Annotated in this window: 18 protein-coding genes; 8 read left to right on the top strand and 10 right to left on the bottom strand. The window is 69.7% G+C overall.

Annotated features, from left to right (window positions below; genetic code table 11):
- Positions 1–43 precede the first annotated feature (43 nt).
- On the top strand, positions 44–691 hold the full coding sequence (locus ACZK5D_RS10530; protein WP_458996539.1) for a potassium channel family protein: 648 nt from the start codon (positions 44–46) through the stop codon (positions 689–691).
- 7 nt (positions 692–698) lie between these two features.
- The gene (locus tag ACZK5D_RS10535) at positions 699–1,370 is read left to right on the top strand and encodes a potassium channel family protein (protein ID WP_458994053.1); all 672 of its coding nucleotides are present in this window, start codon (positions 699–701) and stop codon (positions 1,368–1,370) included.
- Here the strand turns inward: ACZK5D_RS10535 and ACZK5D_RS10540 are convergent.
- From ACZK5D_RS10540 to ACZK5D_RS10555, 4 genes are read right to left on the bottom strand one after another with little or no spacing between them, the layout of a single operon-like run.
- A complete protein-coding gene (locus tag ACZK5D_RS10540) occupies positions 1,358–1,723 on the bottom strand; it encodes an OB-fold nucleic acid binding domain-containing protein (RefSeq protein WP_458994054.1) in 366 nt (121 codons plus the stop codon). The genes ACZK5D_RS10535 and ACZK5D_RS10540 overlap by 13 nt on opposite strands.
- A 3-nt stretch (positions 1,724–1,726) precedes the next feature.
- Positions 1,727–2,416 (bottom strand): DUF3710 domain-containing protein, encoded by a 690-nt coding sequence (locus ACZK5D_RS10545; RefSeq protein WP_463665255.1) that lies wholly within the window; start codon positions 2,414–2,416, stop codon positions 1,727–1,729.
- A 24-nt stretch (positions 2,417–2,440) separates the two neighbouring features.
- The gene (gene dut, locus ACZK5D_RS10550) at positions 2,441–2,881 is read right to left on the bottom strand and encodes a dUTP diphosphatase (protein ID WP_463665256.1); all 441 of its coding nucleotides are present in this window, start codon (positions 2,879–2,881) and stop codon (positions 2,441–2,443) included.
- Positions 2,878–3,327: a DUF3093 domain-containing protein gene (locus ACZK5D_RS10555; RefSeq protein ID WP_463665257.1), complete on the bottom strand. Its 450-nt coding sequence runs from the start codon at positions 3,325–3,327 to the stop codon at positions 2,878–2,880. The genes dut and ACZK5D_RS10555 overlap by 4 nt, the downstream gene beginning before the upstream one ends.
- Before the next feature lie 60 nt (positions 3,328–3,387).
- Between ACZK5D_RS10555 and ACZK5D_RS10560 the strand changes: the two genes are divergently transcribed.
- The gene (locus ACZK5D_RS10560; RefSeq protein ID WP_458994058.1) at positions 3,388–3,681 is read left to right on the top strand and encodes a DUF4235 domain-containing protein; all 294 of its coding nucleotides are present in this window, start codon (positions 3,388–3,390) and stop codon (positions 3,679–3,681) included.
- A 12-nt stretch (positions 3,682–3,693) separates the two neighbouring features.
- On the opposite strand, the gene ACZK5D_RS10565 is transcribed toward ACZK5D_RS10560, so the two are convergent.
- Positions 3,694–3,990, bottom strand: a complete 297-nt coding sequence (locus tag ACZK5D_RS10565; protein ID WP_182782846.1) for a DUF4193 domain-containing protein — start codon at positions 3,988–3,990, stop codon at positions 3,694–3,696.
- A gap of 180 nt (positions 3,991–4,170) precedes the next feature.
- Here ACZK5D_RS10565 and sepH point away from each other — a divergent pair, with 180 nt between their 5' ends.
- Complete coding sequence (gene sepH / locus ACZK5D_RS10570) at positions 4,171–5,055, top strand: septation protein SepH (protein WP_463665258.1); 885 nt, start codon at positions 4,171–4,173, stop codon at positions 5,053–5,055.
- A 7-nt stretch (positions 5,056–5,062) separates the two neighbouring features.
- Here the strand turns inward: sepH and ACZK5D_RS10575 are convergent, their stop codons facing one another.
- Genes ACZK5D_RS10575 through ACZK5D_RS10590 form a run of 4 tightly spaced genes read right to left on the bottom strand, consistent with a single transcriptional unit; the run spans position 5,063 to position 8,631 of the window.
- Positions 5,063–5,713 (bottom strand): thymidine kinase, encoded by a 651-nt coding sequence (locus ACZK5D_RS10575; RefSeq protein ID WP_458994060.1) that lies wholly within the window; start codon positions 5,711–5,713, stop codon positions 5,063–5,065.
- A complete protein-coding gene (locus ACZK5D_RS10580; RefSeq protein WP_463665259.1) occupies positions 5,706–6,950 on the bottom strand; it encodes a glycosyltransferase in 1,245 nt (414 codons plus the stop codon). Before ACZK5D_RS10580 ends, ACZK5D_RS10575 begins: the two co-directional genes overlap by 8 nt.
- Positions 6,947–8,068 (bottom strand): alkaline phosphatase family protein, encoded by a 1,122-nt coding sequence (locus tag ACZK5D_RS10585; RefSeq protein ID WP_463665260.1) that lies wholly within the window; start codon positions 8,066–8,068, stop codon positions 6,947–6,949. Before ACZK5D_RS10585 ends, ACZK5D_RS10580 begins: the two co-directional genes overlap by 4 nt.
- Positions 8,068–8,631 (bottom strand): DUF5998 family protein, encoded by a 564-nt coding sequence (locus tag ACZK5D_RS10590; RefSeq protein ID WP_458994063.1) that lies wholly within the window; start codon positions 8,629–8,631, stop codon positions 8,068–8,070. Before ACZK5D_RS10590 ends, ACZK5D_RS10585 begins: the two co-directional genes overlap by 1 nt.
- Positions 8,632–8,667: 36 nt before the next feature.
- On the opposite strand from ACZK5D_RS10590, the gene ACZK5D_RS10595 reads away from it, so the two are divergent.
- From ACZK5D_RS10595 to ACZK5D_RS10605, 3 genes are read left to right on the top strand one after another with little or no spacing between them, the layout of a single operon-like run.
- Positions 8,668–9,696 carry an App1 family protein phosphatidate phosphatase gene (locus tag ACZK5D_RS10595; protein ID WP_458994064.1) on the top strand — a complete coding sequence of 343 codons (1,029 nt, stop codon included), beginning with the start codon at positions 8,668–8,670 and terminating at the stop codon, positions 9,694–9,696.
- 26 nt (positions 9,697–9,722) lie between these two features.
- On the top strand, positions 9,723–12,170 hold the full coding sequence (locus ACZK5D_RS10600) for a DNA gyrase/topoisomerase IV subunit A (protein WP_463665261.1): 2,448 nt from the start codon (positions 9,723–9,725) through the stop codon (positions 12,168–12,170).
- Between the two features lie 27 nt (positions 12,171–12,197).
- Positions 12,198–12,689 carry a beta-class carbonic anhydrase gene (locus ACZK5D_RS10605; protein WP_458994066.1) on the top strand — a complete coding sequence of 164 codons (492 nt, stop codon included), beginning with the start codon at positions 12,198–12,200 and terminating at the stop codon, positions 12,687–12,689.
- Positions 12,690–12,761: 72 nt separating this feature from the next.
- Here the strand turns inward: ACZK5D_RS10605 and ACZK5D_RS10610 are convergent, their stop codons facing one another.
- Positions 12,762–13,445, bottom strand: a complete 684-nt coding sequence (locus tag ACZK5D_RS10610) for a FadR/GntR family transcriptional regulator (protein WP_463665262.1) — start codon at positions 13,443–13,445, stop codon at positions 12,762–12,764.
- An 83-nt stretch (positions 13,446–13,528) separates the two neighbouring features.
- Here ACZK5D_RS10610 and ACZK5D_RS10615 point away from each other — a divergent pair, with 83 nt between their 5' ends.
- Positions 13,529–15,244: an L-lactate permease gene (locus tag ACZK5D_RS10615; protein WP_463665263.1), complete on the top strand. Its 1,716-nt coding sequence runs from the start codon at positions 13,529–13,531 to the stop codon at positions 15,242–15,244.
- The last annotated feature ends 6 nt before the right edge of the window (positions 15,245–15,250 follow it).

Genomic DNA, 15,250 nt, shown 5'->3' on the forward strand with positions numbered 1-15,250 from the left:
GTGACGACAGTCTCCGAAGGAGTCAAGGGTGCACATCGTCATCATGGGCTGCGGCCGGGTCGGCTCGATGCTCGCCACGGGCCTCGAGAAGCGCGGCCACAGTGTCGCCATCATCGACGTCAGCGTCGACGCGTTCCGCCGGCTGGGGCAGGACTTCAAGGGCCTGACCATCAAGGGCGTCGGGTTCGACCGCGAAGTGCTCGAGGCCGCAGGGATCCGCAAGGCGGACGCCTTCGCGGCCGTCTCGTCGGGCGACAACTCCAACATCCTGGCCGCTCGAGTGGTGCGCGAGAACTACCACGTCGACAACGTCGTCGCGCGCATCTACGACCAGGGCCGCGCCGCCGTGTACGAACGGCTGGGCATCCCCACCGTCGCGACGGTGAAGTGGACGGTCACCCAGGTGTTGCGCAGGCTGCTGCCAGAGGGCAGCGAGCCGGTGTGGAGGGACCCGACGGGAACCGCGCGGCTCCTGCAGATCAAGGTCCACAACGGCTGGGTGGGGCGCCGGATCAGCGAACTCCAGGCGGCCGCGGGCACCCCCATCCCGTTCATCCAGCGCGTGGGACGCGGCATCGTCCCGGACCGCGACACCATCTTCCAGGACGGAGACCTCGTCTACATCGCGTGCCACACGGACCGCACCGACGAGCTCGAGACCCTGTTCGCAAACCCCCCGGCCAAGCACTAGGAGAATCATGCGCGTCGCCATCGCCGGGGCCGGCAATGTGGGCCGGTCCATCGCCCGCGAGCTCATCGCCAACGGGCACCAGGTGCTCCTCATCGAGCGGGACCCGGCCGCCATCAAGCCCGATTCGGTGCCAGGGGCCGACTGGTTCCAGGCCGACGCCTGCGAGCTCCAGTCCCTGGAGGAGGCCGAACTGGAGAACTGCGATGTGGCCATCGCCGCCACCGGGGACGACAAGGTCAACCTCGTCCACTCGCTGCTGGCCAAGACCGAGTTCGGCGTGCCGCGCACGGTGGGCCGAGTCAACCACCCGGGCAACGAGTGGCTCTTCGACGCCCAGTGGGGCGTGGACGTGTCGGTGTCGACGCCCCGCCTCATGTCGGCGCTCGTGGAGGAGGCGGTCTCGACCGGCGACCTCGTGCGGCTGCTGACCTTCAACAAGTCCACCACGCACCTGTCCGAGGTGACCCTCCCCCAGTCCTCCCACCTGGCAGGACGCAGGCTCCGCGACGTTGAGCTGCCCGGCGACACGGTGCTGGTGGCCATCATCCGCGACGGTGCGCCGCTCACCCCCGAGCGGGACCGCGCGTTCGAAGGCGGCGACGAGCTGCTCTTCCTGGTCACGCAGGAGTCCGAGGCCGACCTCGCGGCGCTCTTCGACGCCGACGACTACGACGACTGAGGCACGATCTCGAAGTCGGGGTTGAACATCACACAGTCCCCGTCGGCCTGCGCCAGGCGGCCCTCGACGCGGATGTGGCGGCCGGGCAGCAGGCACTCGAGGCGGCTTCGGCCCATCCACACCAGCTTGACCGTCCCGGAGCCGTCCGTGACCTCCGCCTCCAGCCACCCGTGCGCGGCGTCAGAGGTGACCGCCGTGATGGTGCCCTGGAGGATGACCCTCGACCGCATCTGGCACGACGTCAGGGGCTGGGCGCCGCTGACCTCCGCCTGCTCGCGCAGCTCCGTGGCCTCCAGCTCCTCGTGGGAGAGGAAGTAGCGCCGCAGCCGCTCCGCAACCGAACGCTTGCCCATCGGTCAGCCCTTCGCCTCGGGGACCTTCATGGGCAGGAGGCTGCCCGGGGCCGCGGGCGTCGACCCGCGACGGACCACCAGGTTGCTGAAGAACTCGAAGAGGTGCAGCTGCGCGTCCTCGTCATCCGGGGAGAAGGTGGCCTTCCCGAGGAGGACGCCGCGCAGAACCCAGCCGGGCCCGGGCACGAGCCAGGTCCGCGACAGATGCATCGCCGGGTTCCCGTTCGGATCCTTCACGGGCAGCGCCCGGCGCAGCTCGGTGCCGAACGGGCCCTTGACGGCCTGGCACCGCCCGCCCTGCTGCCGGGTGGACTCGAGCACCTCATCACGGATCTCGCCCGTCATCGACGACTTCGCGGGCCCCGCGAAGACGGCCACCTCGAGCGCCGACTGGCCGTCGCCGACGAGGATGGACTGGACCTGGTTGCTCTCGCGGTTGACCTGCAGCTGCATGGTCATGTCCTGGAAGGGCGTGATGATCAGGGTGCCCAGGTCCAGCCTGTTGACCTCGTGCTCGTCTGCCTCCAGGTCCACCTCCGAGATGTCGAAGGGGCCCTCGTCGCGGCTGAACTCCGCGTCCCAGCGCTCCGCCTCACCGACGGCGGGGCCCTGCTCGTCGACCTCGACGACGGCCTCCCCGCCCTCGATGTCGTCGTCGACGTTCTCGTTGCGCTTCTTGCGTCCGAAGATCACTGGTGTGTGTCCTTAACTAACTGGCTAGGAGGAAGTGGTGAATCCGCCCGTAGAACCATAGCCACCCGCGCCCCTCGAGGTGTCATCGAGGGTGTCCACCTGGGTGAAGGTGGCCGAGACGAACGGCAGGACCACAAGTTGGGCGATGCGGTCCCCGGCGAGGAGGGTGAGCGGCTCGGCCGGGTCCAGGTTGATCAGGCTCACCTTGATCTCTCCCCGGTAGCCCGAGTCGATGATGCCGGGCGAGTTGACGACGCTGAGCCCGTGGCGTGCGGCCAGGCCGGAGCGTGGGGTGATGAGTCCGACGTGGCCCTCCGGCAGCGCCACGCGCACGCCGGTGGCGACGAGGGCGCGCTGGCCCGGCTGCAGGGTGACATCGTGCGTGGCGCGCAGATCCGCGCCCGCGTCCCCCGGGTGGGCGTACGTGGGCAGCTGCGACGCATCCGCGATGGTGGGAATGATCACGGGCGACCCTTGACCGAGTCGAGCGCCGCCGCCAACTCGTGGGGCCTGCGCGTGCTGACGAGCCAGTACGGATGAGGATCGGCCGGATCCGCCAGATCCACCCGGACGAGCCCCGATACGAAGGGGCGTGTGAAGAGGAACGCCCGGTGATCTGCCCCCGGGCCGGCCGCGACGCGTGCGTCCTCCCCGCTCAGCGGCACCGCCCCCGCGATGTACTCCCCCTCAACCTTGCAGCGTCCGGCGGTGAGGGTGCCGTTGTCCACACCGACCAGCGTGAGGCTGTAGGCCACCAGCGCCAGGCCGATCCCGAGCGCCGCCAGCGCCGAGAACGCGATGGCAGGGCCGGCGGGGATGTAGGCAAGGACGGCCACTGCGAGGCTGAGCCAGAACAGCAGAGCGATCACCACCCACCACCAGGGGATGTACAGACGTTCGCGGTAGGTCACCTTTCCACACTACTCCGAAGCACCTAAGGTGGCGGTGATGGTCCCAGCGAAAGGAACCCCATGGCCCTGACCGAGAAGCTGATGTGGAAGATCTATGCCGGGGTGCTCGGCGCCCTGACCACGCTCATCGCCCAGAAGCTGGTGACCAAGGTGTGGGAGGCCTCCACCGGCGAGCCCGTCCCCGACATCAACGACCCCGAGACGCCGATGGCCCGGGCCTTCATCTGGGCGGCGGCCAGCGGCCTGGGCGTGGGGATGTCGCAGATCGTCATCAACCGCTTCATCCAGCGGCGTTGGGTCTCGACGTTCTCGCACGTGGGGCCGAGCAAGCTGCGCAGCCGGCTGGACCTCTGAGGCCCAGGGGCCTCAGACGCAGTCGACGCAGTAGCTCTGCCCGCCCCTGACCTCGGCCAGCTGGCTCTGGGACTTCACGAGGAAGCACGAAGCGCAGGTGAACTCGTTGGCCTGGCGCGGCAGCACGCGAACGGTCAGTTCCTCGTGGGACAGGTCCGCGCCCGGGAGTTCGAAGGACTCCGCGGCCTCCACCTCGTCCTCGTCGACCTTGCCCGAGTTCTTGTCGTTGCGACGCGTCTTCAACTCCTCAATGGAGTCCTCGCTCATCTCTTCGTCGGTCTTGCGGGGTGCGTCGTAATCGGTTGCCATCCGTCAGTGTCCCTTCCTGTGCCGCGAACGGCCCTATGTGTATCACATGATCGGCCGCGGCGGTACACCGGCCTGCCGCCGTTCTCGGCCCCATTGTGCGTGCCCACGCAAGTCACGGACCCCCCGGCGGTGGCGCGCTGGTAAGTTTGCCCGAAGGAACCCGACCGGACGAGGAACAACGTGAATGCTCTGACCCCCCGCGAGATCCAGCTACGGATACGCTCGGGCGCCTCCGTCGCCGAGGTCGCCGAGGAGACGGGCATGGATCTCGAGCGCATCGAGGCGTTCGCCGGGCCGGTGCTGGCAGAGCGCGAGCACATGGCGCAGTCAGCCCAGACCGCCACGGTCCGGCGGCGTGGTGAAGCCGGGACCCACCGCCGGCTGGGGGACCTCATCGGGCAGCGGCTGCGGTCCCGCGGGATCGACGCCGACTCGATCGAGTGGGACGCCTGGCGTCAGCCGGACCTCAAGTGGCGGGTCCTGGGCCTGCTCGCCCTCGAGGCCGAGACCCGTTCCGCCGAGTTCATCTTCGACCCGAAGGCGCGCTTCTCCGTCGCCCACAACGCCGACGCCCGCTGGATGATCGGCGAGGAGTCGCCGGACGGCCGCGCGGACGAGGAAAACACCGTCGACTTCAAGGACGAGATGGCGCTGGTGCGGGCCATCTCTACCCCCGAGCCCGGCGCCCCCGGCGACGACGTCCCCGCCTCCGAGCTCATGCACGACGGCAACGAGGACACCTCTCAACTCGACCGGCTCTACGACATGCTGAGCGGCATCAGCGAGGACTCGGTGCGGATCTACACCGGAATCCTCGACGAGGACGCGGTGCCGGAGCCGCAGGGCAGCGAGTCGGCGGACGAGGAGCTGGAGGACGCCGCGATCCCGGTGTCCGCGGAACAGGCCGACGGCGTCGCCGCCACCCCTGACGAGGTGGCCGAGCCCACGCAGGAGCCCCTGGTCGAGGCCGGGGACGAGCCGAAGAAGCCGCGGCCACGCAGGCGCCGGGCCAAGATCCCCACCTGGGACGAGATCATGTTCGGCGGCCCCACCCCCACGCCCTAGAGCGGCGCTAGAAGTCGGCCGGATCGAAGGGGAGGGGATCCGGGGAGAGGGTCGCCTTGGCCTTGCGCGCGGTCACCCTGCGGCGGTGGTGCGCCCGGCACAGCACCTCGTAGCGCACCTCTCCACCCTCCGCGGTGTCACCGACCACCACCTGCGATCCCTCGGTGACCATCAGGCCGTCCACCGTGCGGGCGTTGTGGGTTCCGCGTGCCCCGCACCAGCAGAGCGGCCCGAGAGGGAGCGACTCCACCCGGTCGGCCAGCTCGATGAGCCGCTGCGACCCCGGGAAGAGCCTGGTGCGGAAGTCCGACAGGATCCCGAAGGCGTAGACGTCGAGCTGCAGCTCGTCGACGATCCGGGCGAGCTGGTCGATATGGCCGGAGCTGTAGAACTGGGCCTCGTCGCAGATGATGTAGTCCACACGCTTGCCGCTGGTGAGCTCGGCGATGATGTAGCGCCAGAAGTCGAAGCCCTCATCCACCTCCAGTGCCGGGGCGCTCAGCCCCAGGCGAGAGGCGATGACGCCCTCCCCTGCGCGGTCCTGGGAGGTGAACACCCGCCCCTGCCTGCCGTGCGTGGACTGGGTGTAGTCCAGCTGCAGGGCCAGCGTCGACTTCCCGCAATCCATGGGCCCGGTGTGGAACACGAGTTCAGCCACGCCGCCCCGCCTTTCGCTCGATGAGGTCGGTATAGGCGGCCACGTACCGCTCGGCTGTGCGCTCCGGGGCCAGGTCCGCCATGAGATCTGCCGTCGCGGCGGCCATGGAGGCCCTGGTCTGAGGATCCGTCAGGGTGCGCAGGCCCGCCGCCATCGACGCGACGTCCGGGCCGGTCAGCAGCGAGCTCTGCGGGGACAGCCCTACGGTGAGCCGGTCGTCGCAGTACATGACCGGCAGGCCGGCCGAGACCGCCTCCGCGATGACCAGCGCCTGCGAGTCGAAGCGGTAGGAGCTCAGCACCAGGGCGTCGGCGTTGCGGAACTCGTAGGCCAGCGCACTCGTCGAGGCGAGGTGCCAGCGGAAGTCGATCGCGTCGCAGCCCTTCGCCAGGGCCCGCAGTTGGTCCCTCTGATCCCCGTCGCCGACGATCACCAGCTCCCCGTTGGGGATGTTGGCGCGACGGAACGCCTTGATGAGCACGTCGAGGCGCTTCTCCTTCGCCAGCCTGCCCACCGACAGGAAGCGGACGGCGTCGTCGTCGCGCTCGCGCGGCGTCTCGTCAATGGCGCGCTTCATCCGGCGGTTGTAGCCGGTGGGCACCACGTACCCGTTGAGGTGCCGGCCGGCCGCCTCGTCGATCAGCTCGCTCATGAACGGCGACGGCACCGCGTACCCGTCGACCATCTGGGCGATCGTCGCGAAGGACATCCAGTCCGTCCGGGCAGCCAGCCCGCCGGTCTCCCGCACTGCGGCAGGGAGCCCGGCCGAGGTTGGGGGCCCGCCACGGACGCGGCGCAGCGCCGGCAGGATCAGCGCCTGGTAGCCGAGGGTGCCGAAGACCGAGCCGCGCACCGTCTGGTGGGTGCCGGCGATGTTGGCGTGGAACGTGTGCAGGTGCGGCACCCCCTGCAGCCGGGCGATCTTTGCCCCCAGAATCAGCGCGCCGCGCTCGGTCTGCGTGTGCACGACGTCGAACGTGGCGATGTCGCTGATCAACCGCGCACGCCGCAGCGACCAGTGGAGCACGCTCAGATGAGCGGGCAGTCCCTCCATGTAGACGGTGGGGCACTCGATGATGCGGCCACGGCGCGGCTTCTGGAGGTGGCGGTCCGGCGCGATCAGGGTGACCTCGTGACCCAGTGCGGTGAGCTCCTCGAGCTGGGTCTCGACCGAGCGCCCGATGCCGCCGGAGGCGGGGTAGAAGTCGTCGATGAGGATCGCGATCCGCAGCCTCACCGCTCACCGCCGTGGATGAGGAGCGGGACCTCCATCTCGGCCGCCGTGAGGGATCCGTGCATCCCGACCAGCGAGAACTCGCCGGGCGTGCGCTGGCTCATCACCGCGAAGTCGGAGGTCATCGCGGCCACGACGTCGCCGATCCTGGCCGCGCTCAACCCGGTGACCTGCGGCCCGAACCAGCCGGCCTCGACGGCCTCCTCGCGCCGCAGCACGTGCGCCCTCTCCCCCAGGACGCTCTCCCACGCCCAGGCCAACGCTCGCGCGTCGTCGCCGTAGACGTGCCGGAATCGGGGCTCCCCGCCCAGGAACGAGTACCCCGAGAGGCGCGGCTCGTCCTCCGCGACGATGCGCGACGCGCCCGGAACGTTGATCATGCCGTGGTCACCCGTGACGATCAGGCAGGTGTCACGCGGGAGCTGCTCGACGAGGTGCGCGACGAGATCGTCGACCATGGCGAGGCGGTCCAGCCACTGCCAGGACCCCACGCCGTGCCCGTGCCCGTCGTGATCGAGCATCCGCTCGTAGCAGTAGACGACGTCGGCCTGCCCGAGCGCCTCCACCACCAGGCCGGCGAACTCGTCGGGGTCCCCCTCCCTGCCGACCGGGTACAGGGTGCTGCCGCTGAAGGCCAGGTTGGTCAGCGCGCTCCCGGCGAACCGGCCGAGCGTGACCGCGGCCGAGGGTCGACCGGCCGTGGCCAGCCTCTGGAAGAGCGTCGGGGTCTGCGCGAAGGTGCCGAGATCCTCGGGGCCGCCCTCCCAGGTGAGGGCATTGATGACCCGGGAGACGGTGGGCTCGAAGAAGGTGTAGCCGGTGATGCCGTGCTCGCCGGTGGGCACGCCGCAGCCGAGGGACGTGAGCGAGGTGGCCGTGGTGGACGGCACCGAGCAGGTGAGCCGGGACGCGCCGCGCGTGAGCCCGCCCATGGTGTCGGCGTGGTCCGCGTGCTCGAGGAGCTGATGCCAGCCCAGGCCGTCGACCAGCAGCACGACGTACTTCGAGGCGCACGGCAGGCCGATCACCGGCACACCGCCGTCCAGCGCGGCCATGACGCTGGGGAGGAGGTTGGCCAGCGCGAGATCCTCGTACCGGGGCTCGACGAAGTCCGACCGCATCAACCGACGACCGCCTGGAGGCGCGTGCCGAAGGCGACGAGCCGCCTGGCGTTGTCGCCGTCCGCCTGAGGGCTCATGCGCACCGTGAGGTCGTCGGGCTGGATGACACCCGTGTAGCCGTGGTCGGCCTCGCAGGCCGGGTCGTCGCAGCCGGCGGGGCCGAGATCGACACGGCGGGCCGCACCCCAGACGATCGTCAGCCAGGCCTCGCTGAGTCCCGAGCGGTTCTCGGGATCCTGCAGGGCCCGCGTCAGGACCACCGAGTCGATCGCGCGGAGGGCCACGATCTCGGTGGTGGCGACGGCCTCGGTGCGGTTGCCCTCACCTTCGTCGATGTGACAGATGAGGAGTTGCCGCTCGGTGCGGACCAGCACCGTCATGTGCCGATGCAGCTCGTGGCCGGCGAAGGTGGCCTCGTGCTGCACCAGATGGTCCAGCACCTCCCGCTCCCCCAGCCCCAGGCCGACGGTCTCCGCCACCAGGCTCGGATAGAAGCTGCATTCGGCGATCTCGGCCATGAGCCGCGGCGGCAGGGTCTTCACACTCTCGACAGACTCAGGCACCTGCCCATTCTGGCACGTTGCACTACGTTTGGGCTCATGCCCTCCCGCCCCTTCATCGCCGCCCGCATCGAGGATCGGATCAACTGGTTGGTCAACCGCGCGCTGCAGCGCCGGGGATGGCAGGAGTCCATCCTGGCGTTCACCGGCTACGGCACATCGGAGCAGCTGCGGATCCTCGGCAGGGTGGTCCTGAGGCCGTCGGCGGACCTCGGGATCATCCAGGCAGCCTCAGCCCTGATCTACCGCCGGGGGTGGCGCAACTTCCTCAACGCGCCCAGGGTGGGTGCCAGCGTGTCGGTGGTCATCGGGGACGTCCGGATCCCGGTGCGCGCCGATCGCGGAGGCTACATCGACGTGCGGGTCCGCAATCCGGGGCTCCCACCCGGATGGCACTCGGTGACGCTGGAGGGTGAGGGCGGATCGTCCGCGCTCGCCAGCGTCCAGGTGATCGCCGACGACGTGGACTTCGGGATCGTCAGCGACATCGACGACACCATCTTGTCCACCTGGCTGCCCCGGCCCCTCGTGGCGGCGTGGAACTCGTTCGTCCTGACCGAGCAGGCCCGCCAGGCCGTGCCCGGAATGGCCCGGCTCTACCAGCAGCTCCTGGCGGCCAACCCGGGATCTCCCATCATCTTCGTGTCGACGGGGGCCTGGAACACCTACCCGATGATCCAGCGCTTCACGGCACGCCACGGCGTCCCCCAGGGCGCGATGCTTCTCACCGACTGGGGGCCGACCAATACCGGCTGGTTCCGCAGCGGCACCGACCACAAGCGGCGCTGCCTGCGCGAGCTGGCTCGCGACCTCCCGCACATCAAGTGGCTGCTCGTCGGCGACGACGGGCAGCACGACCCGGACCTCTACGCGGAGTTCGCCTCCCTGCAGCCCGAGCACGTCCGGGCGCGGGCCATCCGTCAGCTCACGCCCGGCGAGCACGCCCTCGCCCACGGCCTGCCGATGGAGGTCCCTGCCACCGAGGACCGGTGGGAGCCGGACACGGCGGTGGAGGTGCGTGCCCCTGACGGTGACGGATTGGGCGATAAGCTGCGCGGGTTGCTGTAAGGACCCCGAGCAAGGAGGCGGCCAGGATGGCCAGGTCGACGATCGACGACGAAGTCAACGAGGAGGAACACATCCTCGACGTCGACGTCACCGAGGAGATGGAGACCAGCTTCCTCGAGTACGCCTACTCCGTCATCTACTCCAGGGCCCTCCCGGATGCCCGGGACGGCCTGAAGCCCGTCCAGCGGCGCATCCTGTTCTCCATGGACGACATGGGCATCCGTCCTGACCGTGGCCACGTCAAGTGCGCCCGCGTCGTGGGGCAGGTCATGGGCGTGCTGCACCCCCACGGCGACACCGCCATCTACGACGCGCTGGTGCGCGTGGCGCAGCCGTGGTCGATGCGCCTGCCGCTCATCGACGGGCACGGCAACTTCGGCTCGCTCGACGCGGGTCCCGCCGCCATGCGCTACACGGAGTGCCGCATGGCCACCCCGGCCGTGGCCATGACCAGGGGGCTCGACGAGGACACCGTCGACTTCAAGCCCAACTACGACGGCAAGGAGTCGGAGCCGGTGGTCCTCCCCGCCGCGTTCCCCAACCTGCTGGTCAACGGCGCGGCCGGCATCGCGGTGGGCATGGCCACCAACATCGCACCCCACAACCTGGTCGAGGTGGTCGCGGCGCTGCAGCAGCTGATCCGCAACCCCGCCATCGGGCTCGACGACCTCATGCGTCACATCCCCGGCCCTGACTTCCCCACCGGCGGCAAGATCGTCGGCCTCGACGGCGTCCGCGACGCCTACGCCACCGGCAGAGGAACCCTGAAGCTGAGGGCCACCACACGGATCGAGAAGGTCTCGCCCCGCCGGATGGGCATCGTGTGCACCGAACTGCCCTACATGGTGGGTCCCGAGAAGATCATCGAGCAGATCAAGAAGGGCGTCGACGACAAGAAGCTCACCGGGATCGCCGATGTCAAGGACCTGACGGACCTCGCCAACGGCACCCGGCTCGTCATCGAGGTCAAGAACGGCATCAACCCCGAGGCGCTGCTGGAGCAGCTGTTCAAGGTGACCAAGCTGGAGGACACCTTCGCCATCAACGCGGTGGCGCTCGTGGAGGGGCAGCCCAGCACCCTGAGCCTCAAGCAGATGCTCGAGGTCTTCCTGGATCATCGCCTCACCGTGACGCTTCGACGATCGCAGTTCCAGCTCAGGAAGGCTGAGGACCGCCTGCACCTGGTGCGCGGGCTGATGATCGCCATCGCCGACATCGACGACGTCATCGCGATCATCCGCTCGTCCGAGGACGCCGCGGAGGCTCGGGCCAGGCTGATCGGGGCGTTCGACCTCACCGAGACCCAGGCCACCTACATCCTCGACATGCAGCTGCGCAGGCTGACGAAGTTCTCCACCATCGAACTGGAGAAGGAGGCGGCCGGTCTGGCCGAGACCATCGCCGGGCTGCGCGAGATCATCGACGACGACGCCGTCCTGCGCCGTGTCGTGAGCGGCGAGCTGGCTGAGGTGGGGCGCCAGTTCGGCACGCCCCGTCGAACGGTGCTGCTCGCCTCGTCCGGCGTACCCACCGCGGCGCGTGCCCCACTGGAGATGGCCGACGATCCCTGCTGGGTGCTGCTGAGCGGCTCGGGGCTCGTGGCCCGGACCGACTCGGATCACGCGCTGCCGGCCGACGGCAGATCCGCGCACGACGTGGTGGTGGCGCGGGTGAGGACCACCGCCCACGGCGAGTTCGGGGTGCTGACCAACCGCGGCCGGCTGATCCGGTGCCGCGCGATCGAGCTCCCCACAGTTCCCCTCACCGCGGCTGCACCCAGCCTCCAGGGCGGCAGCCTTGCGCACGAGCTCTGGCCGCTGGCGGCCGGGGAACGGCCGTTGGGGCTGACCTCGCTCGCGGACGGGTCCCCGGGCCTTGCCCTGGGCACCGCCCAGGGCGTGGTGAAGCGCGTCAACCCCGAGAATCTCGCCAAAGACTCCTGGGACGTGATCGCGCTGAAGCCGGGAGACGAGGTGGTGGGCGCGGTGGAGTTGGGCGACGATCACGCCCACCTGGCGTTCGTCACCTCCGACGCCCAACTGCTGCACTTCCCCGCCTCCGGCGTTCGGCCCCAGGGACGAGCCGGTGGAGGCATGGCGGGCATCAAGCTGTCGGCCGGCGCGCGCGTCATCTGGTTCGGCGCCGTGGATCCCGAAGCCGACGAGGCGGTCACCATCTCCGGGTCGTCGAGTTCCCTCCCAGGCACCGAGACGGGCCTGGCCAAGGTGACCGCCATGAGCGAGTTCCCGGCCAAGGGACGCGCCACCGCGGGCGTCCGCGCCCACCGGTTCCTCCGAGGTGAGGACACGCTGCTGATGGCCGCCATCGGCCCCGCTCCCATGGTCGCGGCCGCCGCGAGCGGGTCCCCCGTCGAGCTCCCGGCGGCGCACGGCCGCCGTGACGGATCGGGCACCCCGCTCACGCAGCCGGTGTCCGCACTGGCGGGACGCGGCCGGTCGGACGCCGACAGCTAGTAGCATCGCCGACGGAAGGGAGGCCCCATGAGCTTCGAGGATCTGCTGGCCAACAACAAGCGTTACGCCGACGCGTTCACCGACGGCGGCTTCGACGGCATCGCCAAGGCGGGCATCGCCATGGTGACCTGCATGGACTCCCGGATCGAGCCCCTGGCCATGCTGGGGCTGCGGCTGGGTGACGCGAAGATCCTGCGCTCCCCCGGGGGTCGCGTTTCGACGTCGGTGCTCACGGGCTGCGTGCTGAGCGCTCAGCTCCTGAATGTGACCCGGATCATGATCGTGCCCCACACCCGGTGCGCCATGGCCTCCGGCACCGACGCGGACATCCGCCGCACCATCGCGGAGCGGACCGGCCACGACACGTCGTGGATCTCGTTCGGCGCCCACCCGGACCAGCAGGCACGGCTGCAGGCCGATGTGGACATGGTGGCGAGCCACCCCCTCATCAAGGGCTACGCGGAGGTCGGCGGCTTCATGTACGACGTGGACACCGGCAGGCTGACCCAGGTCATCTGACCCGCCGTCGCGGGTGACCGCACCGATCAGTCCCGGTCGCCGGCAGAGCGTGGGTGATCGGCTGTTCCCCCACTAGGGGAGCAGCACCCGGTGCGCGCCACGGATGTGCGCCTCACAGAGGTCTGCGGCGCCCGGCCCGTCGTGGTTGGCGATCGCCCGGTGGATGCGCGCGTGCTCGTCGACCAGCCGTCGGCGCAACACCTCCCACTCCGCCAGCCGGGCCTCCGCGCTCAGGATGGGGGCGGCCACCGCCTCACGGATCGCGATCGTCATGTCGCGGATCAGCCGGTTCGCCCCCAGGCCGGCGATCGCCACATGGAACGCGGTGTCGAGCTCGTTGAACAGTGCGGCATCGGTCACCTCGACCATCCCTGCCGACATGACCCGCAGCTCCTCGACCGCGGCCTCCTGACCGTGGATCGCCGCTGCCTCGGCGGCGGCGCGCTCCAGCACCACCCGGGTCTCGGTGAGCTCGTCGAACGAGATGGCGTCCAGCGCCACGTGGAGCTTGAGCATCCGCCCGAGGGCCGCGCCCTGGCTGGCGGCCACCCGGGTGCCACGCCCGGGACCGGTGTTCGACGTGATGACGCCCTGCGCCTGCAGGACCTTGATGGCCTCCCGCACGGCGCTGCGGCTGGCGCCCAGCTGGGCCGCGAGTTCGCGCTCGTTGGGCAGCCGCGAATCTCGGGCCACCCGTCCGGCGAGGATCTCGCCGGTGAGGAAGTCCAGCACGGTCTCGAAACCTCCGGTGGTCATGGGCCCATTGTGTCGCATGGAAACGTATTGACATTCAACCGAGGACTCCATATGGTCAGACCAGACGAATAGGTCTGACCAAAATGAACGACGGAGTTCACCCCATGCTCTTGGAATCCTTCCAACCCGACACGAACCCTCTCGGCGCCCAATGGGTCTCCGCCCTGGTCGCGGCCGTCCCGATCGCGGGGATGCTGGTCACCCTCGGGCTGCTTCGCTGGAGAGCGCACCACGCGGGCCCGTTCTCCTGGGCGCTGGCGTTCCTGGTCGCGGTCACCGCCTTCGGCATGCCTGTCACCACCGCCCTGGCCACCAGCGCACACGGCTTCGTCTACGGCATCTTCCCCATCGTGTGGATCCTGCTGACCGCCATCTGGATGTACGAGGTCACGGTGGCCTCGGGCCGCTTCGACGACCTCCGCCGCACCTTCTTCCTCATCAGCGACGATCCGCGCGTGCTCGCTCTGCTGATCGCCTTCTCGTTCGGGGGACTCCTCGAAGCGCTCGCGGGCTTCGGTGCCCCCGTCGCCATCACCGCCGCGATGCTGGTGGCCATCGGTTTCTCCCCCATCCGCTCCGCGCTGACCGCCCTGCTGGCCAACACCGTTCCGGTGGCCTTCGGCGCCGTGGGCCTGCCGGTCCTGATGGCCGCCAAGGCGGGCGGCTTCGACGATGTCCTGGCCATCTCCCCCATCACCGGCCGCCTCACCGCCATCCTGTGCCTCGTCGTGCCCTTCCTCCTGCTCGCAGTCATGGACGGCCGGCGCGGCCTCAGGGAGGTGTGGCCCTTCGGGCTCGTGGTGGGGATCAGCTTCGGCGTGACGAAGTGGATCGTGTCGGCCACACCGCTCTACAACCTCACCGAGGTGTTCGCCGCCGTCGTCAGCGTGGGCGTGGCCATCGCCTTCCTCCGCTTCTGGCATCCCACCGGCGGCGAGAGCGCCACGGGCCGCATCGGGATCCCGCTCGATCCGGAGATCGAGGGCCACGCGGCGCACACCATGGCCACCGACGAGGGCGCCATGCCGCTGACCGGTCGCCGGATCCTCATGGCCCTGGTGCCCTACATCCTGGTCATCATCGTGTTCGCCGTCGCCGCCCTCCCCGCCGTCAAGGCCGCCCTCGTCTCCACCGACGTCAGGATCGCCTGGCCGGGCCTGTCCGGGATGCTCAACGTCGCGGGCGAGCCGGCCTCTCACCAGACCTACACGCTCGCCTGGGCCTCCACGCCCGGCATCCTGCTGGCACTGGTGGCGATCGCCACCGGACTCATCTACCGCATGCCGCTCACGCAGATCTTCGGCGTCCTGTCCGCACAGGTGAAGAAGCTGCGCTTCGCGATGCTGACCATCGGTTCGGTCGTCGCTCTCGCCTACGTCATGGGAGACTCCGGCCAGACGCTGGCCCTCGGGCTCTTCTTCGCCGGAGCGGGCATGGCCTACCCCTTCGTCGCCCCGGTCCTGGGTTGGATCGGCGTCTACGTCACCGGATCCGACACCTCGGCCAACATCCTGTTCTCCGGCCTGCAGTCCGGCGTCGGCGCCGAGATCGGGCCCGGCAGCCACCTCGGGACCGACGACATGCGTGCGCTTCTCGTCGGATCCAGCGCCGCCGGCGGTGTGGTGGGCAAGATGATCTCACCGCAGTCGCTCACCGTCGCCGCCACCTCGATCGGCATCCCCGGGGCCGAATCCGTGATCCTGCGTCGGATCATCAAGTGGAGCTTCGTCCTCCTCGCCCTCCTGTGCCTGATCTCAGGCCTGATGTCCACGCCGGTGCTCAGCTGGCTGCTCCCCTGATCGAAA

The organism is Tessaracoccus yangjingae, from assembly GCF_055326235.1.